Annotated in this window: 18 protein-coding genes; 12 read left to right on the forward strand and 6 right to left on the reverse strand. The window is 41.1% G+C overall.

Translation table 11 applies throughout. The annotated features are described in order from the left end of the window. Positions 1-181: 181 nt before the first annotated feature. On the reverse strand, positions 182-1,696 hold the full coding sequence (locus tag CKV81_RS08525; protein ID WP_095074397.1) for a GH3 auxin-responsive promoter family protein: 1,515 nt from the start codon (positions 1,694-1,696) through the stop codon (positions 182-184). 178 nt (positions 1,697-1,874) lie between these two features. On the opposite strand from CKV81_RS08525, the gene CKV81_RS08530 reads away from it, so the two are divergent. After that, positions 1,875-4,562: a carboxypeptidase-like regulatory domain-containing protein gene (locus CKV81_RS08530; RefSeq protein ID WP_095072379.1), complete on the forward strand. Its 2,688-nt coding sequence runs from the start codon at positions 1,875-1,877 to the stop codon at positions 4,560-4,562. A gap of 22 nt (positions 4,563-4,584) precedes the next feature. Here the strand turns inward: CKV81_RS08530 and CKV81_RS08535 are convergent, their stop codons facing one another. Next, entirely contained in the window at positions 4,585-5,463 is an 879-nt protein-coding gene (locus tag CKV81_RS08535) for an IS982 family transposase (protein WP_095070070.1), read from the reverse strand. A 221-nt stretch (positions 5,464-5,684) separates the two neighbouring features. Here CKV81_RS08535 and CKV81_RS08540 point away from each other — a divergent pair, with 221 nt between their 5' ends. The 3 genes from CKV81_RS08540 to porW all read left to right on the forward strand — a co-directional run bounded on the left by CKV81_RS08540 (position 5,685) and on the right by porW (position 9,329). Then, positions 5,685-6,203 (forward strand): KdsC family phosphatase, encoded by a 519-nt coding sequence (locus CKV81_RS08540; RefSeq protein WP_095072381.1) that lies wholly within the window; start codon positions 5,685-5,687, stop codon positions 6,201-6,203. A gap of 45 nt (positions 6,204-6,248) precedes the next feature. Next, a complete protein-coding gene (locus tag CKV81_RS08545) occupies positions 6,249-6,821 on the forward strand; it encodes a Maf family protein (RefSeq protein WP_095072382.1) in 573 nt (190 codons plus the stop codon). Between the two features lie 117 nt (positions 6,822-6,938). Beyond that, complete coding sequence (gene porW, locus CKV81_RS08550; protein WP_157727393.1) at positions 6,939-9,329, forward strand: type IX secretion system periplasmic lipoprotein PorW/SprE; 2,391 nt, start codon at positions 6,939-6,941, stop codon at positions 9,327-9,329. A gap of 247 nt (positions 9,330-9,576) precedes the next feature. Here the strand turns inward: porW and CKV81_RS08555 are convergent, their stop codons facing one another. From CKV81_RS08555 to miaE, 3 genes are all read right to left on the reverse strand, one after another. Further along, positions 9,577-10,953, reverse strand: coding sequence for a tryptophanase (locus tag CKV81_RS08555; protein WP_095072385.1), 1,377 nt, complete (start codon positions 10,951-10,953; stop codon positions 9,577-9,579). 86 nt (positions 10,954-11,039) lie between these two features. Further along, positions 11,040-11,660 (reverse strand): DUF502 domain-containing protein, encoded by a 621-nt coding sequence (locus CKV81_RS08560; protein ID WP_095072387.1) that lies wholly within the window; start codon positions 11,658-11,660, stop codon positions 11,040-11,042. A gap of 17 nt (positions 11,661-11,677) precedes the next feature. After that, on the reverse strand, positions 11,678-12,256 hold the full coding sequence (miaE, locus tag CKV81_RS08565; protein WP_095072389.1) for a tRNA-(ms[2]io[6]A)-hydroxylase: 579 nt from the start codon (positions 12,254-12,256) through the stop codon (positions 11,678-11,680). Between the two features lie 161 nt (positions 12,257-12,417). Here miaE and CKV81_RS08570 point away from each other — a divergent pair, with 161 nt between their 5' ends. After that, positions 12,418-12,666: a hypothetical protein gene (locus CKV81_RS08570; protein ID WP_124785388.1), complete on the forward strand. Its 249-nt coding sequence runs from the start codon at positions 12,418-12,420 to the stop codon at positions 12,664-12,666. A gap of 44 nt (positions 12,667-12,710) precedes the next feature. Here the strand turns inward: CKV81_RS08570 and CKV81_RS08575 are convergent, their stop codons facing one another. Then, positions 12,711-13,799 carry an acyltransferase family protein gene (locus CKV81_RS08575; protein WP_095072393.1) on the reverse strand — a complete coding sequence of 363 codons (1,089 nt, stop codon included), beginning with the start codon at positions 13,797-13,799 and terminating at the stop codon, positions 12,711-12,713. Between the two features lie 434 nt (positions 13,800-14,233). Between CKV81_RS08575 and rplU the strand changes: the two genes are divergently transcribed. The 7 genes from rplU (at position 14,234) to miaB (ending at position 21,745) form a co-directional block, all read left to right on the forward strand. Next, on the forward strand, positions 14,234-14,662 hold the full coding sequence (gene rplU / locus CKV81_RS08580) for a 50S ribosomal protein L21 (protein WP_095072395.1): 429 nt from the start codon (positions 14,234-14,236) through the stop codon (positions 14,660-14,662). A gap of 29 nt (positions 14,663-14,691) precedes the next feature. Then, positions 14,692-14,949 carry a 50S ribosomal protein L27 gene (gene rpmA, locus CKV81_RS08585; protein WP_095072397.1) on the forward strand — a complete coding sequence of 86 codons (258 nt, stop codon included), beginning with the start codon at positions 14,692-14,694 and terminating at the stop codon, positions 14,947-14,949. Positions 14,950-15,120: 171 nt separating this feature from the next. Then, positions 15,121-16,653, forward strand: coding sequence for a helicase HerA-like domain-containing protein (locus CKV81_RS08590; RefSeq protein ID WP_095072398.1), 1,533 nt, complete (start codon positions 15,121-15,123; stop codon positions 16,651-16,653). 56 nt (positions 16,654-16,709) lie between these two features. Beyond that, positions 16,710-17,936 carry a 3'-5' exonuclease gene (locus CKV81_RS08595; RefSeq protein ID WP_095072402.1) on the forward strand — a complete coding sequence of 409 codons (1,227 nt, stop codon included), beginning with the start codon at positions 16,710-16,712 and terminating at the stop codon, positions 17,934-17,936. Between the two features lie 229 nt (positions 17,937-18,165). Beyond that, positions 18,166-19,365, forward strand: coding sequence for a diaminopimelate decarboxylase (lysA, locus tag CKV81_RS08600; protein WP_095072404.1), 1,200 nt, complete (start codon positions 18,166-18,168; stop codon positions 19,363-19,365). Positions 19,366-19,460: 95 nt separating this feature from the next. Further along, on the forward strand, positions 19,461-20,168 hold the full coding sequence (locus CKV81_RS08605) for a hypothetical protein (RefSeq protein ID WP_095072406.1): 708 nt from the start codon (positions 19,461-19,463) through the stop codon (positions 20,166-20,168). A gap of 128 nt (positions 20,169-20,296) precedes the next feature. Continuing rightward, entirely contained in the window at positions 20,297-21,745 is a 1,449-nt protein-coding gene (miaB, locus tag CKV81_RS08610; RefSeq protein ID WP_095074399.1) for a tRNA (N6-isopentenyl adenosine(37)-C2)-methylthiotransferase MiaB, read from the forward strand. Positions 21,746-21,792 lie beyond the last annotated feature (47 nt).

The raw sequence follows: 21,792 nt of genomic DNA on the forward strand, positions 1-21,792 counted from the left end.
CATGATCTAAACTGTTATGGATAAAAGCCGTCTTTGTGACGGTTTTTTTATTTAATAAACCGAAGTTTATTTCAGCTTAGACAGAAATTGAAATAGGGGTTATTTGCGTTAAGAAAATTAAAATTTCTTCTGTGGCTTTTCTTGAATTTTCCGTTTGTTTTGTTCAGACAAAATAAATGGCCTAAGAATTCATTTTCAACAAAGGCTCAATATACTCCCGCTCGTTGCTCAGCCGTGGAACTTTATTTTGTCCGCCAAGTTTACCGCGCTGCGACATCCAGTCGTAGAAGAGGTTTTCGCGGGCCACATGTATCACTGGTTTTTTCAGGGTCATGTCATTATAACGCTTGGCTTCATAGTCCGAATTGACGGCTTTTAGTGTTTCATCAAAAACAGCTGCGAACTGCTCCAGATCTTCCGGAAGTTTGCTGAATTCAAAAATCCATTCGTGCGAACCGCTTTCACCGTCTTTCATATACACCGGAGCTCCTGTGAAATCTTTTATTGATGAATTGGTTTCTGTGCACGCCTTAGCAAGAGCCGTTTCCACATTTTCAATCATCAGTTCTTCACCAAAAGCGTTGATATAATGTTTCGTACGGCCGGAAATTTTTATTCTGAATGGGTTTAATGAGGTGAACTGAACCGTATCACCAATCAAATAACGCCACAAGCCGCCGTTTGTACTGATGACCAGCGCGTAATTTTTACCGACTTCAACTTCCCCGAGCGTTAGTGTTTTCGGATTTGATGACCCGAATTGATCCATCGGAATAAATTCATAGAAAATTCCATAATCCAGCATCAACAGCAGCTCATCGCTTCCGCTGCGGTCCTGGATTCCGAAAAAACCTTCGGACGCGTTGTAGATTTCGTAATAATTGATATCCTTACCAATAAGCTGGCGATACTGTTCGCGATACGGTTTAAAACTGATTCCACCATGGAAAAACACTTCCATATTGGGCCAAAGTTCTGAGATTGATGCTTTTTCGGTTTCATTTAAAACCCTTTGCAGCAGCACCATCATCCAGCTCGGAACGCCGGTGATGCTTCCTACATCCTGGTTTTTCACTTCCGAAACAATAGCTTTCAGTTTGGTTTCCCATTCGCTCATCAGGGAAACTTTTTTGCTTGGTATAGTTGTAATTTCAACCCAAAACGGAAGGTTTTCAATCAAAATTGCAGATAAATCGCCGTACTTGGTATTGTAGCTTTCATAGATCTCGGCACTTCCGCCCAAACGCAGATTTTTATTGGTAAAAAGCTGATTTTCCGGGTGGTTATTGGCGTAAATCGAAATCAGGTCTTTTCCGGCCTTGTAATGGCATTCTTCCAGGCTTTCATAAGAAATCGGGATGAATTTGCTTTTCGCATTCGTAGTGCCTGAAGATTTTGCAAAATGGCGGATGAATCCGGGCCAGATCACGTCACGTTCGCCGCGCCTGGCTCTTTCGATATAAGGTTCGAAATCCTCATAGGTTACAATCGGAACCTGGTTCTGAAAATCACGGATGGTGGAAATATCACGGAAACCAAACTGTTTTCCGTAAGCTGTGTCTTCAGCGTGGTAAAGCTGCGAAAAAAGCACACCTTTTTGGGTATCAACAGGATGATTCATAAAATTCTGAATCTGATCGATACGCTGCTTGATGAACCAATTTACAACGGAATTGAACAGTGCTTTGGTTGCCATAGATAACAAAAGTAGAAAAAAAAATTCCGCTGCACAAGAGGTTTTCATTCCATTAAAATTGAAGAAAATATACAGTAGTTTCCGGAATTTTAGGATGTATCACTATTCAATTAGTGATGTTTTCTACATTTGCTGTAACAAATGAATTTCAAACGATACTTATAACCTAAAAATTAATATGCAGAAAACTCTCGCCCTGTTGTTTGTATTGTGTTTTACAGTATTTTCTTTCGCGCAGAAAACTCTTTCCGGAAAAATTATGGATGATGACGGGCAGCCGGTTCCAAGTGCGTCCGTTACGGTTGAAGAGCCCGGCAAAGACGCGATTATCGCCTACGGAATTTCAAACTCAAAAGGGGAATACAAGGTTACATTTACCTCAAATGAATCCAACGTGGATGTGAAGGTGAAAGCCTTTAACCAAAAACCTCTGGTTAGACAGGTTTCCAATGAAACGCAAACCGTGAATTTCAGCCTGCAGAGCGAAGCTACAGAGATTAAAGAAGTAAAACTGAAAACCAAACTCATCACCAAAAAAGGCGATACCATTTCCTATGACATCAGCGAATTCGACAGTAAAGCTGACCGCACTTTATCCGATGTCCTCAAGAAAATTCCAGGAATTGAAGTGAATTCTACCGGGCAAATCCTTTATCAGGGAGAGCCAATCAGCCAGTTTACGGTAAACGGGAAAAACCTGATGGAAGGCGGCTACGGAGCGATCGTAAACTCCCTTCCTAAGGATGCGGTGCAGAAAATGGAAGTGATGGAAAATCACCAGCCGTTAAAAATCCTCCAGGACAAAGTGCCTTCAGATAAAGCTGCCATCAACATTAAACTGAAGAAAAGTGTTACCATGACCGGTCGGGGAGAAACCGGTGTTGGGCTTTCGCCGTTTCTCTGGAATTTGAAGCTTACGCCTATGTTTTTTGGCCAAAAAAGTCAATGGGTTCTGAATTATAAAACCAACAACAACGGCGAGGCTGTGGAAAATGAGAGAAATATGCTGGCATTCGGCAACAGATGGGAAGGCCGTCGTATACAGGCCTCGCAAAGAAACTGGCTTGGTGTGGATAAAGCCGGAACACCGCAAGTTCCTGAAAAACGTTACCTGATGAACAACGTGCATTATCTTTCTGCCAATTTGCTGACCAATCCGTTTAAAAACAAAGAATGGGAGCTGAAAATCAACAGCAACTATACCAACAATACCATTACGAGAGAATCTGCTTCTGAAACGGTCTTTGATGCCAATTCACAGTTTCCGAACGGTAAAGTAACTTCGGAGAGAAGGAATAAATTCTATGATAATGAACTGAAAGGCGAGGTGATCTTCTCTAAAAATGCTAAAAAAGGATTCTTTAAAAACACCACCACCTGGAACAGTTTCTGGAATCTGGACCGCGGCTTCATAAAAAACACCGACAACACGGTACGAAATGAAAATTACCAGATGGATGAAAGTTTCGATACGCCGGCGAGTATGTTCCAGAACTCTTTGAGTACGATTATTCCGTTCAAAGAGAAACTAGTGAATTTTATGAGCTACGTAAGCTACCAGAAGGATAAGCAGCAGCTTTCTACCTTATACGAAGGGATTGATCTGGCGCAGTTTTTCGGCAGCGGCAGGAATTATTCAAGGCTTGACCAGAATTTGTGGCTGAAGACGGGGAACATCAGTCATTCTGCATCCGTAGGTTTCAGTTATAAAAAATGGACGTTTACGCCGAGGGTAGGTTTGGATTTGTCATTCAACGACATGGAGTCCAAGCTCTATGGCGACAGAACTTTACTCGAAAACAGATTCCGCAACGATATTACGTGGAACGAGCTGAATCCTTACACAGCTTTGGAACTAAGTTATAAAAACAGCGGACTGAGCTTAAACATCAATATGCCGGTAAACTTCCGGAGTATCGATTACGAAGACCACATCACCGGCGTGAGCAAGGAATTGAGCAAAACAGTATTTGAGCCGAGCGTTTGGATGATGTATGATTTCGCTTCGTTCTGGAAATTCTCTGCCTTCGCAAATCTTAATTATGATTTTGGAGACTTCGGCTCGGTGTACAACGGTGAAATGTTCACCAGCCCGCTTTCACCAAACGTGAAAAACTCCAGCATTCCGGAAAACCGTTTTATCACCTTTGGGCCGCGGATCGAGTACAGAAATCCACTGAATAACCTTTTCTTCAACGTAAGGTATGGCTACAACCAGACGAAAAGAAAACTGATCGGAAAAACCTCGCTGATCAGTGGTTCAAAGAGCATCTTCCAAATGGTGGATTACGACAATACCACACAGTCACAGTCCGAAGCCGTGGAAGTTGGCAAATATTTCCCGAAATATAAAACCAATCTTTCCCTAAGCTTCTCGAACAGGGATTCTAATTCACTGAGTTTGGATTTTAATGATAATCTTATTGAAAATAAAAGCAACGGCCAGTCTGCAGGTTTGAAATTCAACAATACTTATTTCTCCTGGATGAGCTTGGATTACAACCTTTCTATGAACTGGAACAAAAACACCAACCTTTTTAGAAATTCCACCAATAAATCTTCGGGCTGGAACCACAATTTAGCGGCCTATTTCTATCCGAAAGAAAATCATACTTTTGGTTTCTTCTGGGATGATATGACTTCTACCCAAAGCAATGAAAGCAGGAGAAATAAATTTTTTGATGCCAGCTACCAATACACCTGGGCAAAGAAAAAAATCGATTTTGAACTGAAATGGCTCAATATCGGAAACAATAAAGTTTTTGAAACCATTGGCTACGATGCGGTAAACCTTTCTACATTCAGAAGCGCCATCCAAATCCGTCCAAGCCAGGTGATGTTCACCGTGAAATTTAATTTTAAATAATTTGAAAAAACCTGTTGTGCATTTAGCACAAATTAACTTTTAGTTTATTTAAACTTCTTTTAAACACGAAGAAATTCAGGTATTGAATCATTGTGAAAGAAGTTATTTTTGACACTATTCTTGTCGCAAGACCTTGAAAGGTTTTTGCAAAGTTCGTGTTTATGGTGAACTGTCCGCACAGTTGCGAGATATTGGTTTCAATTCTCTTTCTTATTTTTGATTTCGTCCTTGAAAACTCCACAAAACCATGTTGATTCCTGCGCATAGGAACCGAAAGGTTAATCTTGGAGAAATTGAATAAATCCACTTGCAATTCTTTGCTGATATATCCTCTGTCTCCGATTAATAAACAATTTTGAAAATTTTCTTTAATATCGAAAAGATAATTTACATCGTGGACATTTGCGGGCGAAAAATCAAAAGAGTGAAAGATTCCATTCTTATCACAAACTGCATGTAGTTTATAGCCAAAATATCTTGACTTCTGCGCCGCACAATATCCAAATGCAGGTTTGATTTCATCCGTAGAGCAAATTGCGGAACGATTTGCCCTGCTTATTTTACATATTTCAATGGGTGTTGAATCCACAATGAAGACGTCGGTAAAGTCTGCAAACTTTCCGCTCAGAGTTTCCCGAATTTTCTCAATGTAAGGGAAAAGTTTTCTTTTCCTTCTGTTATATACGCTTCTTTCTATCTTTTCGTCCAAACCAGTTCCCGAAATACACCTAAACAACTGTAGTTCAGAGTTAATCGACATGTATTCTGCGGTAATATTAAGTGCCACAAGTTCCAAGTCGGACATTTTTGGAAGTCTGATTTGCTTCTTAGTGGTGATATGGTTGCAGGTTTTTGTCAATTCTTTTAAAATAATTTCGTAGTTTTGAATGAGATTGTTCATGTATTTAATGGCTTGGTAACCAATTAAATATACGATTTTTTAATCAAATGAACAATCTTTTTTCTTTTTAATTTCTAAATGCACAACAGGTTTGAAAAACTATTCCCGAAATCTTTCGGGAATTTTTATTTTCCTTAAAATGAATTATTTTTGGGAATAAATTATCAGCACATTTCTGGGAGCGTAAATCAATGTCTCCATGTGCCTGAAAAACAAGAAAAATGTCTTACAAAACCAAACTTAAAAATATAAAAGCCTTCGTTTTTGATGTTGACGGCGTCTTCACCGACGGAAGCGTTTACCTGATGCCTGGCGGACATATGTCAAGAGTGATGAACGTGCTCGACGGGTATGCGGTAGTGAAAGCCATCAAAAACGGTTACAAAATCGGTGTCATCACCGGCGGCGACGATCCTATGGTGCGGCACAGAATCAATTATCTTGGGATAACCGATTATTACCCGAAATCTCCAGATAAACTGGTAGATTTTGAAGATTTTAAATCAAAAAATAATCTCAAAAACGAAGAAATTCTGATGATGGGCGACGACTTACCGGATATATCGGTGATGCGACAGGTTGAAATTGCAGCCTGCCCCATAAATGCAGTTCCTGAAGTGAAGGCAATTTCAGATTACATTTCGCCAATTCACGGTGGTAAAGGTGCGGTGCGCGATGTGATTGAGCAGGTGATGAAAATTCACGGGAAGTGGATTGAGGATAATACTCAGTCGGTTTAAGTTTAGAAATACGGAGGCAACAGATGTATTTGTTGCAAAAAATAAATGACGAAATATAAAATTTTACTCGCCTCAAAATCTCCCAGAAGAAAAGAGCTTCTGGAAAGGTTGGGATACAGTTTTGATGTGATTTCGATCGATTGTGATGAGGTTTTCCCCGAAAATCTGGAAACCGAAAAAATTGCCGGCTACCTTTCCCGACTGAAAGCTAATGCTTATTCAAGTTTAAAAAAAGACGAGGTTTTGATAACGGCGGACACCATAGTCGCTTTAAACAGTGAAATTTTAGGCAAGCCAAAAGATGAAGACCATGCGAGGGAAATGCTTCGGAAGCTCTCCGGCAAAACCCACGAAGTTTATACAGGAATCACCATCAGAACAACAGATTATGAAGTGACAAGGACAGACGTGGCGCATGTTGAATTTTCAGATTTCAGCGATGAGGAAATCGAATATTATATCAAAAATTTCAAACCTTTTGATAAAGCCGGCAGCTACGGCATACAGGAATGGCTCGGCATGGCAAAAGTGAAAAGCATCACAGGAAGCTTCTACACGATTATGGGTTTGCCGGCGCATATCATTTATGAAGAATTAAAAAATTTAACCGGAAACTAGAAAAATTTTCTCCCCGATTTAAAAAATTAATACTTTTGAATCCACTCCGGCGCGGTATAATTCTAAAAATTAGCCTTTTGCACAATAAATCCGGCAAAGTGCAGTTATGAACCTACGATGAAAAAAAATATATTCTTTCTTTTTACAGTGATCATGATTTTGGTTGCCTGCAAATCGCGGAGCAGCGAGAAAAAAAGTGGCACACTTGCAGGTTTTTCATCCTATTACAATACGCTTTTCAACAGTAAAGATGCCCTGGAAACAGAACTTCGTTCCCGAAAATCGGCTTATGTAGATAATTTCTATGCACCATATATCCCGTTGTTACAATACGATGAACAGCCGCTTGGCGCTGAAATTGGCGATGCCTCTTTCTTTGGTGATAACCCAAGTTTTGTCCCAAAAGGCACGGGTTCTTCCAAATCAGCGAGTGTTTTGCAAATTTCCGAGGCTAAAGCATTGAAAGCCATCAATAAATATTCTGTTTTAAAAGATGGCGAGGAAAAGAATAGACAGATGTTTAATGCTCATCTTCTCCTGGCACAGTCCAGGCTTTATATGAACAAGCCGCTCGAGGCTCTTGAAGCGCTGAATTATATTTTCAGCAATATGAAAAAGGATAAGCGCATTAATTTGGCCAGGATTTACCAGGCACAGGCTTATGCGAAGATGAAAAATTATTACAGGGCCAATGAAATTTTTCTGGCACTGAAAAATGAAGATTTAAAGTCAGAATATCAAAAACTTTATACCGTTTATTATTCCGAAATGCTTTTGGCAGCCGGCAAAAAGGAAGAAGCCGCGAGCCAGCTGGATGAAGCTTTTTCAAGCAATAAAAACAGGGAGCTTCGAAGCAGGATCGCCTTTCTGCGCGGCCAGATCTTAGCGAATTTGGGGAGAAATGAGGAAGCGCGGGAAAGTTTCATCACCGCTTACAAATTTTCGAATGATTTTGAGTTTGAGGTGAAATCACAGATTGAAATTGCCAAAACCTTCAACGGCGCCAGTGATGATTACGAAGGTGCAAAGAAGTATCTGGAGGATATCAGCAGGAAGGGAACTTATGCCTCCAGAAAAAATGAGTTCTATTACGCATTGGGTTTAATGGCGAACAAAGCCGGAAAAACCGAAGATGCCCAGGAATTTTTCAACAAAGCAAAATCAGAAAAAGTTTCTGATCCGCAGATCAGAGGTCTTACCTTTTACGAAATTGGGAAGTTTTACGCAGACAGAAATGATTATATCTCGGCCGGAGCGTACTATGATTCCGCGTTGGCAGTGATGAGTTATGAACCGTCTAAACAGGATCTTACGTCTATTTCCAAAAATATTAAGGACGTTTCGCGCAACTATTACCTGATCAAAAAAAATGACAGCATTCTTGCTTTGAGCAAAATGCCGGAACAAGAAAAACGGGCATTTTTCAACAAGTATATTGAAGGAATAAAGGCGAAAGAAGCCATGGCAGAAGCAGAAAAAAAGAAATCTGAACGTAATAAAGGGTTTGATACTGGTGATTATGATGCCAATTCGGTATTTGCCAACAGCAGAGGAAACAATTTTCAGGATTTTGGCAATATCACCGGTGGTAAAAGCGGGTTTTATTTCGCAAATTCAAATACGGTTTCTAAAGGCCAGTCAGAATTCAGGCAAATCTGGGGAAACAGGTCGTTGGTGGATGACTGGCGATTTTCTAGCCGTTCCGCTTCAATAGAGGATGTAAGAAATGAGGCGCTCGGTTTGGAAACCGTCCAGAATCCAAGAAGGTTTGAACCGGAATTTTATATAGAGAAACTCCCTACCGATGCCCTCCAGCTCCAGGCCCTGAAAAAAGACCGCGATACCGCAAGTTTAGGACTCGGCAGGATGTATGAGAACTATTTTTCTGATACGGAACTGGCTACCAAAACGCTTTACGATTTGGTGGATGCCAATCCGGAACAGGATGTTAAACTTCAGGCACTTTACAGGATTTTTGCAATGAATTATGAAAAGAATCCCGCAGCTGCAGAACGCGCAAAAGCAATGATTTTATCAGAGTTCCCGTATACTTCTTATGCCGAATTTGTTAAAAACCCGAAAAGTACAGGATTTTCCAAGTCAACAACTGATGTAGAAAAGCTTTATACCGATGCCTTTAATCTTTATACCCAGGAAAAATACAGTGAATCGCAGGCCTTGATCACTCAGGCAATTGAAAAATATCCGAAAGATGCCTTAGTTCCTAAATTTACCTTGCTCAACGCATTCAATACTGGGAAAACCGCAGGTAAAGAAATTATGATCCTCCAGCTGGAGCAGCTTGCGTTGAGTTATCCTAAAACCAGCGAAGGTATAAAAGCTGCACAAATGCTTCAATATCTGAAAAGTGACCTGCAGATGGTCCCAACCGATGAGGCTGGAAATCAAACGGGATTTCCGGGTCCCGGGCGTCCGGAAAATGCGGGGCCTGTTTCTCAAAAGGAAAGATCGCAAATTGGACGGCCAGAGTCTAACGGTGACAATTAAGTGCAGTAGAATTAAACTGCATTTAAAAGTCGAAAACACTTAGCGTCAACAAATAGTGCCAGTGCAGAAATTGGATAAGAAAAAAGATTTGTAAAGATAAACTTCCCCAAAAAAGATTAAAAAAGCAAGCCGTTTCACAACTGTGAAAACGGCTTTTCTGGGCGTTTTTCCCGACCTTCTGATGGAGAAAGGTTTTCATTAGACGATTCTCAGCTCTACATCATTTGGTTTTAAGACATTCTTCATTTTATGCTTTATCGAGTTTTACCGTGAAATGTCGCATAATTTCAGATTCCCACGAGATTTTGTAACCTGAGCTGATTTCGTTCCTACGGTCGAAAACATTCTTGAGCGCAGCAGCGATATAATCCATATGGTTGTTGGTATAAGTGCGCCTCGGAATTGCAAGTCTCACGAATTCCGTTTTTGGATAGCGGTTTTCCCGGGTTTCGGGATCTCTGTCTGCGAGGATTGCCCCGATTTCCACACCTCTGATTCCGGCCTCTTTGTAAATTTCAACAGCTAAAGTCTGAGCAGGAAATTCCTCTCTTTTTACATTTGGTAAAAATTTCAGGGCATCAACAAAAACTGCATGTCCGCCAATGGGTCTTTGTACCGGAATTCCCATTTCGATCAGTTGGTTTCCCAGATATTCCACCTGAGAAATGCGGCTTTCCAGATATCCAAATTCTGTGGCTTCATCCAAACCTACTGCGAGGGCAGCCATATCTCTGCCGCTGAGCCCGCCATAAGTGATGAAACCCTCGTAAATAATTGTAAAGTTTGAAGCTTTTCTAAAGATTTCTTCATTGTTGAGCGCGATGAAGCCGCCAATATTTACCAGGCCGTCTTTTTTGGAACTCATCGTCATGCCGTCGCCGTAGGAAAAAATCTCTTTGCAGATTTCTTTGATGGTGCGGTTTTGCTGTCCGTCTTCCCTTTGTTTGATGAAATAGGCATTTTCTGCAAACCTGGCAGAATCGAAATAAACCGGAATGCCATATTTGTTGGAAAGATCGCGCACAGCTTTTATGTTTTCCAAAGAAACGGGCTGCCCACCCGAGGTATTGCAGGTAATCGTAATCAGGCAGAAAGGAATCTTTTCCTTTGGATACGTCTGGTAAACTTTTTCAAGTTTTACTAAATCGATATTTCCTTTGAAAGGGTGGATGAGTTCAGTATCAAAAGCTTCATCAATGGTACAGTCGATCGCGTGGGCCTTTCTGAATTCGATATGCCCTTTCGTGGTATCAAAATGGGAATTTCCCGGAACGATGTCGCCGTCTTTCACCAAAACAGAAAAAAGCACGTTTTCCGCCGCTCTTCCCTGGTGTGTCGGCAATAAATATCTGTAACCGGTAATTTTGTTTACAGACTGATAAAGCTCCTGAAACGATCGTGAGCCGGCATAACTTTCATCACCCGTCATGAGGGCGCCCCACTGCCGGTCGCTCATGGCGCCGGTGCCGCTGTCGGTCAGCAGGTCGATAAAAACTTTGTCACTTTCTAGGTTGAAGAGGTTGTAATGGGCTTCGCTGATCCAGTTTTCTCTTTCTTCTTTAGTAGATTGGCGGATGGGCTCCACCATTTTGATGCGGTAAGGTTCCGCGTATGGTAATTTCATTGGTAAGGAATGAGTTTAAATTAATAATTAAAAAAATCCAGCGACTAAAAATTATAATTGATTCACTGTTCATTATTAATTCAAAATCACTCCGGTGCCTTGAAAACATTGTCGTCTGAGTGAAATCCTGCAACACCTCCGCTCACAGCAAATTTCATTGCGGCTGAAGCGGACATGCCTACTACGGGTTTTATGTTTTTTTCCTCGGTAATGATCACCCAACCGGAAATCGCGTAAGAATGGGGCAGGTACACTGCGACATAATTGTGCTTCTCAACTTCACCCATTTCTTTTTGGGTCAGGAATCCGATGCGCCAGATTTCTGGGTTTTCGTTGGTTTTTACCCAAACCGGATTGTTGAATTTCTTTTTATCGCCTACGAATGAGGACATGACATCTTTCGTGGGAGTGTAAATATGTTTAATGCCGGGTGTTTTTTCGAGGAAACTGTCAACGCGGTCGAAAATCAGCCTTCCAAAGACGAATTTACTTCCCAGAAATCCAATTAAAACTGTTGCTGCAATAACCAGTAAAAAAGTAATTCCCGGATAAAGGTTTTCTGAAAGGAAAGGGATGCTGCTGTCTATCGACGATACAATATACCAGATGACAAAAATCGTCAGTCCGAACGGCCCAATGATCATTAATCCCTGAAAAAAATATTTCAGGAAGAAATTCAGGTAATCTTCTTTTGTTTTTAGGGGCATTGTTCGGTTATTGCGGTCTATCCGTGGATGGTTTCTTTTTTCCCGTAGCTCTGGATGATTTTGGCTTCATATTCCAGCCATTCTTCCCAGCGTTGGTTCACTTTTTCGGGATCGCCGAGCTGCCTTGCAAATCCGATGAAGGTCGTGTAATGATTGGCTTCGGAAATCATCAGTTCGCGGTAGAAGGTTTTCAGTTCTTCATCTTTTATATTTTCGGTGAGAACTTTAAAGCGTTCGCAGCTCCGGGCTTCAATCATCGCAGCAAAAAGCATTTTGTCAACAATCAGGTCTTCTCTGCTGCCCTGCACGATAAATTTGAAAAGATCTCCTACGTAATCATCTTTTCGGGCGCGGCCCAGTTCGTAGCCTCTCGCCTTGATGATTTCGTGCACCTGGTTGAAGTGGCCGAGCTCTTCCTGGGCGATTGCCAGCAGTTCGGTAACGATCTCCGGATGTTCCGGCAGCATTGTAATAAGCGTGATGGCATTGGTGGCTGCTTTCTGCTCGCACCAGGCGTGATCTGTGAGGATTTCGTCTATATTTTCTTCGGCTATATTGGCCCAGCGTGGATCTGTTGGTAATTTTAGCTTAAACATTTATGAAGTAATTTGGTGTAAAAATAAATATTCTGTTAAAAAGAACGTGCTTTTTCACAATTATTAACAGGGCTTATAAAATTCTCATCAAAATTGAAGGTTTAGAGGTTTTGGCATCACTATTGAGAATTCTGCTTCAATTAACATTAAATAAAAAAATTATGAAAACTGCAGCAATAGTAAAAAGAAATTTTGAAAGACTGGCTCTATTAACCGTGATGTTCTTCGCAAGCGTCATCGCATTTGCACAGGAAACTACCACGCCAAAAGTAGACATCAACACTACAGAAACAACTACTACCACAACTACTGAAGAGTGGTTTACCAATCCGCTTTATTGGATTATCGGAGCTTTATTGCTTATTGCGCTAATCGCAGTGGTTGCGAGAGGTAACAGAAGATCGGCATAACACTTTACATTCATATTACATTCAGAAAACCGCTCCGTAATTTTTTACGAAGCGGTTTTTTTTCGCAGGAACTCCAAAGTTTTCCAGCCCAGCGAATCAATTTTTTTCAGACCGGAGGCAATGATGATTGCTAAAATAACATTGATAATGAAAATCAGGACCATTAAAATATACCAAGGCAATTTTCCCTGTAGCGCTGCAACGAGGAAATAAACCAGCGATGAACTTATCCCCTGTGCGAAATAAAAGAAGATTGCATTCTTGCCGATGTATGTAATGATGCTTTCGCTGGAAATTTTCAGGCGGTTGTACAGAACGAATAATGTGGCAAGCGAAAACAGCGACCAAACGATATAGGGAATTTTGGGTGGAAACTTCTGCTTGTTCATCTTGAAGAAAATCTCAGTGCCATAGCTCCAGAACATCCACAGCAAGAGCAAAGCAACCATGCCATAAACCGCCGGAATCCATTTTGTCGGGATTTTTTGGCCCTTCATTTTATTGGCAATCAGGAACAGTCCAAGATAAAACGCAACATAGCCCACCTGTCCCGACGGATAATATTGTGGGAAAACATTGAAAATAAGGGTTAATGCCAGACATAGGGCAATAAACCAATTGACATGTTTCGGAAAAAATCTTAAAATCAGAACTCCGAAAACCGTAAGGATGAAATAAACTTTCAGATACCAGAAACTGCCCATCACTACCGGAAACGTATCAGCGTTGGAGTAGCTGTGAAGATACCAGTTGCCTAAATTCTGCCATTGGGGAACATCAGAAATGTTCTGCGGAACGTATTTGCTGCCGAAAGTGGAGTAGAAATCCTTCATCCACTCCAACCCAAAAACATTCAGCCCGAAAACTTTGAAAAAATAATCGAGAAAGAACAGGAATGTCACAAATATCATATAAGTGATCTGCAGTTTCAGCAGGCGGTAGAAGGTCTTTTCAACATTTCCGCCGGAGGTAATTCCGCTGAGTGCATAGAAAAGAGGTACGTCAAAAAGGAGAGAAATGACGCGCCATTCAGTAGGCACATAAAACTGCCCGCTCCAGAAAACGGTGTGAATGAAAATGATGGCAATGGTGGCGGCACCTTTCGCAAAATCAATGTAGAGGTCTCTTTTCATATATTTTTGATTAAATCAAAAGTACAGAAATTTTGTTGGCCAACGGTATATGGACGGCGGAGGTTGGAAGTTTTTTTTAACGCAGATTTTTACAGTTTGGGTTGATCTTCTTCAACAATTTTCAAGTTGAATGCTTCGACATGCATAGTGTGTCAGAAAAAACCGTTCATTTCTTTTATTGAGATTTTCATGCTCTTGCCGCATCGTTACTAGCCCGGATTGCAGCGGTTACCCCACAGCGAGGGAGCGGAACGCAGTGGAGCGACCGAGCGAGGAGTATGAGCGAAAAGCCGGATAAAGCTCCTGATTAAAAAACCGCATTTTCACGATTAAAAATTCCTGCTAAAATTTTGCAGATAACCCTTTGTGTTTCAGAAAAAATTTGTATTTTTGCACACTCAAAATAGAATATTAACAAATAAAATTTATAAGCAATGTTTGCAATTGTAGAGATAGCAGGGCTTCAATACAAAGTTGAGCAAGACCAAAAGTTGTTTGTAAACCGTCTGAAAGGAGACAAAGGTGCGAAGGTATCTTTCGACAAAGTTCTTCTTACTGTGAACGGTACTACATCTGTTGGCGCCCCGGCTGTAAGCGGTATCACTGTTGATGCTGAAATTTTAGAACACGTTCAGGCGGATAAAGTAATCGTTTTCAAAAAGAAAAGAAGAAAAGGATACGCTAAAAAGAACGGACACAGACAACAGCTTACGCAAATCGTAATCACGGGAATTACCGGAGCTGAGGACAAAAAATCTAAAGCTAAGAAGGAAACTCCTGCGAATGAAACAGCAAAGGCTGAAGCTGGCGAAAAGGAGGCTAAAAAAACCACTAAAAAAGCAGACGCTGAGAGCGCTGAATAATTTTTAAACCAAAAAAACCTTAAAATAAAATGGCACACAAAAAAGGAGTTGGTAGTTCCAAAAACGGTAGAGAATCTCACTCAAAGAGACTAGGTGTGAAGATTTTCGGAGGTCAGGAAGCAGTTGCCGGAAACATCATCGTAAGACAAAGAGGTACGCAGCACCACCCGGGTGAAAACGTGGGTATCGGTAAAGACCACACTTTGTTTGCATTGGTGGACGGTAAGGTAGTTTTCAGAAAGAAAGCAAACAACAGATCTTTCGTATCTGTAGAGCCAAACGCATAATACAGCGTTTTATAAAAAACAGTAATCCCGGATCGCAAGGTTCGGGATTTTTTTTAGGTTACATACTGATTGTTAATAATTTGCATTATTGCAGCAGAAACTCTGGTGGAAAAATTTAGGGCTATCTGACATATAATTGTTAATTTTAACCCTTATAAAAATAAACAGCAAATGGCGGACAAGGCAAAATTCATCACGGATTTAAATGCAAGGTACACCCCAAAAGGCGAAAGCATTATTTTAGGAAAAGGAATTTTAGACGGCGAAGTGGTTCCGGAAGTGAATGTGACCATTCCACTGAAAACCATCAATCGCCACGGGTTGATAGCAGGAGCAACAGGTACCGGTAAAACCAAAACTGTGCAGGTTTTTGTAGAGCAGCTGTCACACGCCGGCGTTCCGTCTTTGGTACTTGATATCAAAGGAGACTTTTCTGGGATTGCAGAACCGGGTAGGCGAAATGCCATTATAGATGAAAGATATGGCAAAACGCTTCTGAACTGGCAGGCACAGTCTTTTCCGGTCGAGCTGATGTCGATTTCCGGTGAACGTGGCGTAAAGCTTCGTGCGACGGTTACGGAGTTTGGGCCGGTCTTGCTTTCCAAGATTTTGGATTTGAATGATACCCAGTCGAGCATCATGTCGATTGTTTTCAAATATTGTGATGATAAAGGACTGCCGCTCATTGACCTTGATGATCTAAAGAAAGTCCTGCAATATGTGACGGATAATCCGCAGGGTAAAGCTGATTTGTCCAATAATTACGGTTCCATATCACCGGCTTCGCTTGGAGCAATTTTGCGTTCCATCGTGGCACTGGAGCAGCAGGGCGCAGCTTTATTCTTTGGGGAACCGAGCTTTGATGTCGAAGATTTATTGCAGCAGAGAGACGGCAAAGGTGTGGTAAATATTCTCAGGGTCGGAAACATCCAAAGCAAGCCGCAGCTCTTCTCTACATTTATGCTGTCGCTTTTTGCGGAGATTTATATGACTTTCCCGGAAGAAGGCGATGCCGGAAAACCAAAACTGGTTCTCTTCATCGATGAAGCCCATTTGATCTTTAAGGAAGCTTCAAAAACGCTTTTGAACCAAATTGAAACCATGGTGAAGCTCATCCGTTCAAAAGGAGTTGGGATTTATTTTATCACCCAAATTCCTGGTGATGTACCCGAAAATGTGCTTTCTCAGTTGGGTTTAAAAATTCAGCACGCACTGCGTGGATTTACCGCAAAAGACCGCAAAGAAATCGACAAAGCCGTAGAAAATTACCCGATTACGGAGTTTTATAATGCCGGCCAGCTGATCCAAAATCTCGGAATTGGTGAAGCGTTCGTCACTGCGCTCGACGAAAAGGGAATTCCGACACCTTTGGTGCACACCTATCTGATCTCTCCGGAATCACGAATGGATGTTTTGACTGATGCTGAGGTTGCGGATCTGACTTCGCGTTCGGCTTTGGTTGCTAAGTATGAGCAAACCGTAAATAAGGATTCTGCTTACGAAATGCTGACCAGCAGAATGGAACAGGCTGTGAAAAATGCACCGCCGGAGGTTCCTAAAACCACAAGAAAGCCAAAAGAAGAACCGGGAATGTTTGAAAGCGTGATGAACAGCCGCGCAGGGAGGACCTTCACTTCCACTTTGGCTCGCGAGGGGGCAAAATTTGTTCTGGGAATGTTAGGTTTAGGCGGAAGGAGAAGATAAAATTTAAAATTCAGCAGGTTTCGTCAGCAGTGGCAAAACTTTGTTTTTAGTATAGAATGTATTCAGTAATTGACATAGAAGGCAACGGCGCAGGTTTCCGGCAGGAAAGTATTATTGAGGTCGCGATTTACAGATATGACGGCCACGAAATTGTGGACCAGTTCATTTCGTTGGTAAACCCCGAAAGTGACATCACCAGCTTTGTACAAAAACTCACCGGTATCACTCCAAAAATGGTGAAAACTGCCCCAAAATTTCATGAAATTGCCCGCAGAGTCATCGAAATTACAGAAGGAACCACTTTAGTTGGGCATAATATCGATTTTGATTACAGAATGCTTCGCCAGTCGTTTAAAAGGTTGGGCTACGACTACAAAATCAATATTCTAGATACGATTCCGCTTGCTAAAAAACTGATTCCCGATGCGGAGAGTTATTCGCTCGGTAAACTGGTAAAATCTCTGGGAATACCTTTGGTGGAACAACACAGAGCAGGTGGTGACGCCCGCGCGACTTTAGATTTGTTTAAACTTCTGATTTCCAAAGATACTGATAATGAAATCATCCAAAGCCAGCACGACGAAACCAACGCCAAGACTTATGTGAACAAAATTCGCGACCTCACTCAGGATTTACCGAACGAGCAGGGAATCATCTACTTTCAGGATGCGGAAGGCAAGATTCTCTTTTCGGATTTTGTGGATGATATCAACCGGTTTGCGAAAAAAATTTTTAACTCAAAATCAAAGAAATGCAAACCGCTTCAGGAAAATTCTGCACAGATACACTACGAACTTACAGGAAATGTGGTCGTTGCAAAGCTCTTGATGAAAACAAAAGGCATCAGAAAGAAGGAAAATCTCCCATTCGGATTGTTTCACCGTAACGGTAAATATTTGGTCGAGAAGAATGCGCTGGTTGAGAATGAAAAACCGTTGGTGAAGTTTAAATCCTTTACCCAGGCATTAAAAGCTTTGAATTTTATTAAATCAAAAGAAGAATATTCTGATGTTAAGGAGTTTACCAAAAAAATCAACCTTAAAAAGCGAAATGAAGTCTGGACGACTAACGGCAGAGTTTTAGGAGAAAAAGCTTTTCTGCTTTTCGAAAACGGAAAACTCACTTCGTTTGGATTTTATGAATTTCACACTCAGATTCAGACAAAGGAAAAAATTAATAAACTCAAAATCAATATTCCGGGATCTGCCCAGGATCTTCAGAATGACCTGAAACTGGCGCTAATCAGAGGTGATATGGAAATAATTCAAATGCCTGAAAAGTAGTATTTTTGCAAATGAATTTTGCGCAAATGACGAATAACCATTACTTTTGACGGAATTTTTTAAGAAAAATAAAAAATTGAAAACGGTTTATGCATCAAAAAAGGGTATGAAGAAGGGAAGCAAAAAGTTCTCTAAAAAACCTGTATAAAATTGAGCCGTTTTCTGTATATCATTGCGAGGCAGGCTCTTTTCGGGAACCTGCTTTTTTTTAATAATTAAAAGAAAATATATGACAAACCAGGATTTAATCAACATCGCCACAGAATTCGGGACGCCGGTATATGTCTACGATGCGGAGTCGATTAAAGAACAATATGGGAAGCTGAAAAATTCCTTTTCAGATAACACAAGATTTTTTTACGCCTGTAAAGCTTTGACGAATATCAATATTCTAAAATACGTCAATCAGCTGGGTGCCGATCTCGACTGCGTTTCGATCAATGAAGTAAAACTTGGCCTGAAAGCCGGTTTTGAACCTGAGAGAATCCTGTTTACGCCAAATTGCGTTGACCTTGCAGAAATAGAGGAAGCCATGGCTCACAAAGTGCACATCAATATCGATAATATTTCGATTCTGGAGCAGTTTGGCAATAAATACGGAAACTCATATCCAATTTTTATTCGTGTAAATCCACATATTTATGCTGGAGGTAACCATAAAATCTCTACTGGGCACATCGATTCCAAATTCGGGATATCGATTCACCAGATGCGCCACATCGAACGTGTAATGAAATCTACAAATATTTTGGTGGAAGGGCTTCATATGCACACCGGAAGTGAGATCAAGGATGCCGATGTCTTTCTGCAGGGCCTGGAAATTATGTTTGAACTTTCGGAGCATTTCCCGGATCTGAAATACATCGACATGGGAAGCGGTTTCAAAGTGCCTTACCAAAAAGACGATATGGAAACCGATGTGCAGACACTCGGAAAAAAAGTGGAAAAGGTATTCACCAGCTTCCTGAAAGAAAGCGGGAAAGACCTTCAGTTATGGTTTGAACCTGGAAAATATTTGGTTTCAAAATCGGGGCATTTTTTGGTAAAAGCCAATGTGATCAAGCAGACCACGGCGACGGTTTTTGTGGGCGTGAATTCTGGGTTTAATCACCTGATCCGCCCGATGTTTTACGATTCTTACCACATCATTGAAAACCTTTCAAATCCAAACGGCCCGGAGCGGATCTATACTGTTGTCGGGAATATCTGTGAGACCGATACTTTTGCGTGGGACAGAAAAATAAACGAAGTGCGGGAAACCGATATCATCGTTTTTAGGAATGCCGGCGCGTATGGTTATGAAATGAGCTCAAATTTTAATTCAAGATTAAAGCCGGCTGAAGTTTTCTACATTGATGGTAAAGCGCATCTGATAAGGAAAAGGGATGAATTTGAAGATTTACTGAAAAATCAGATTGAGGTTTTGTAAAATTTCTATCTTAATAAAAATTACACTTTGAAAAAGAAGACTTTGTTCGATAGCAAAGTCTTTTTGTATTTTTAGCGAAATAAAAAACAAGTACTATGAAATATTTTGCCTTATTTTTTATCATGTTTTTTGCTGCATCTCACAGTCAGGTACTCCTGAGGTATCCTGAAGGGCAGGAACCATACAAAGGCGGAAGAATTGCTCTTAATAAAGAATTACAGGAAATTCTTCAGAAAAATACGCCTAATGGATGCGAAAAAGATGAGGCTTTAGCACTAAAAGTTATGGTTGCCGAAGATGCTAAAATAAAACTGGTGTATGAACAGGATACTGCTGCGACCAGTAATAATAAATGTGCTTATGATTTAGCTAAAAATGCTTTAAAATATACCAGTGGTTGGCAACCTGCCACTGTAAATAATGAGAAAGTAAAAGCTATCGCGCATTTGCTGTTTGCTCCTAATGACCTTCTAAAAGGTGATCTGGTTGTAACAGATGAAGAAACAAAGAACGCTGAATTTCCCGGTGGGATCACTAAATATCGGGAAAAATTTATGAGCTGTTTCGACTCAAGAAGTTACAGGTATTCTGGTGATTTGCGGTTTGTTATAAACTTTGAAATCAACACTGTCGGCGGGGTTCAGAATATTTTTATTGATAGCGATTTTGGTAACCCAGGTTTTGTCGATATGGTAACTTCCTGCGTGCAGGGTCCAAAAAAAATAAAGTGGAAACCTGCTGAATACAAGGGAATTCCTGTGGTAACCCAGTTTAGATTGCCTATCTCCATCCGAACTAACTAACTTCAATGCAATTCTGCCATTCTGGCACAATTTCCTTATCTTTGCACGCTAATCGTGTTCGAAATTAATTCAAATGGCTTGTTTTTTAAATAAATTTGAACTTTCGAACCATATTGAACCATAATACCGTGCAGGAAAAATATATAGACGAAACCAAACAGGGCGAAGCTTACGCGATCGCGGAAAAACCGGAAAACACCAAAAAACTTTTTCTGGAAAGCTACGGCTGCCAGATGAACTTTTCCGACAGTGAAATCGTGGCTTCCATTCTGAATAATGAAGGTTACAATACCACTTTAAATGTTGAAGAAGCAGATTTAATTTTGCTTAATACCTGTTCCATCCGTGAGAAGGCTGAGCAGACCGTTCGGATGCGCCTTTCACAGTTCAAAAAACAGAAAGAAAACAATCCGGGGCTTACCGTGGGCGTTCTCGGTTGTATGGCTGAACGTCTCAAAAGCAAGTTTTTAGAAGAAGAGCATTTGGTGGACTTAGTCGTGGGGCCTGATGCTTACCGTGATTTGCCAAACCTGCTAAAAGAAACCGAAGGCGGAAGTGATGCCATCAATGTAATCCTTTCAAAAGAGGAAACTTACGCTGATATTTCTCCGGTTCGCTTGGGTGGAAACGGTGTTACTGCATTCGTTACGATCACGCGGGGTTGTGATAATATGTGTACATTTTGCGTAGTTCCTTTCACCAGAGGGCGTGAGCGCAGCCGCGATCCCCATTCAATTTTGGCGGAGTGCAAAGAACTTTGGGAAAACGGCTACAAGGAAATTACCTTGCTTGGCCAGAACGTTGACAGCTACCTGTGGTACGGCGGCGGACCGAAAAAAGATTTTGCTAAAGCCACTGATTTACAGAAGGCCACGGCAGTAGATTTTGCACATTTGCTGGAAATGGTTGCCAAAGAAGTTCCGGGAATGCGCATCCGTTTTGCAACTTCCAATCCGCAGGATATGAGCCTGGATGTTTTCAGGATGATGGCGAAATATGACAACATCTGTAAATATGTTCACCTGCCGGTGCAAAGCGGTAGCAACAACATGCTGAAGGCCATGAACCGTCAGCATACCCGTGAAGAATATCTCGAACTCATCCAAGAAGCCAAAAAATTGGTGCCTGAAATCGCCTTTTCACAGGATATGATTACCGGTTTCTGCGGTGAAACTGAGGAAGATCACCAAGATACCCTCTCCTTGATGAAAGAAGTTGAGTATGACTACGGTTATATGTTTGCCTATTCTGAAAGACCGGGAACTCCGGCCCACAAAAGGATGGAAGACAATGTTCCGCCAGAGGTAAAACAAAGACGGCTGGCTGAAATCATTAAGTTGCAGGGCGAGCTTTCCCGGAAAAGAATGAGTTCATATGTCGGACGGAATCATGAAATTTTAATCGAAGGAACTTCCAAGAAGAATGAAAATCAATGGAAAGGCCGCAATTCCCAAAATGCTGTTTGCGTTTTCGATAAGGAAGAGGGCCAGAAAGTTGGTGACATCGTGACTGTTTTTGTTTACGATAATACGCAGGGTACACTTTTGGGAAAAAAAGCGGATATAGTGAGCGTATAAATCTTACTTGTATTTGATGGTAATCATCAGCAAACTATTACTTTGAA

This window comes from Chryseobacterium taklimakanense (assembly GCF_900187185.1).
GTDB lineage: Bacteria > Bacteroidota > Bacteroidia > Flavobacteriales > Weeksellaceae > Planobacterium > Planobacterium taklimakanense.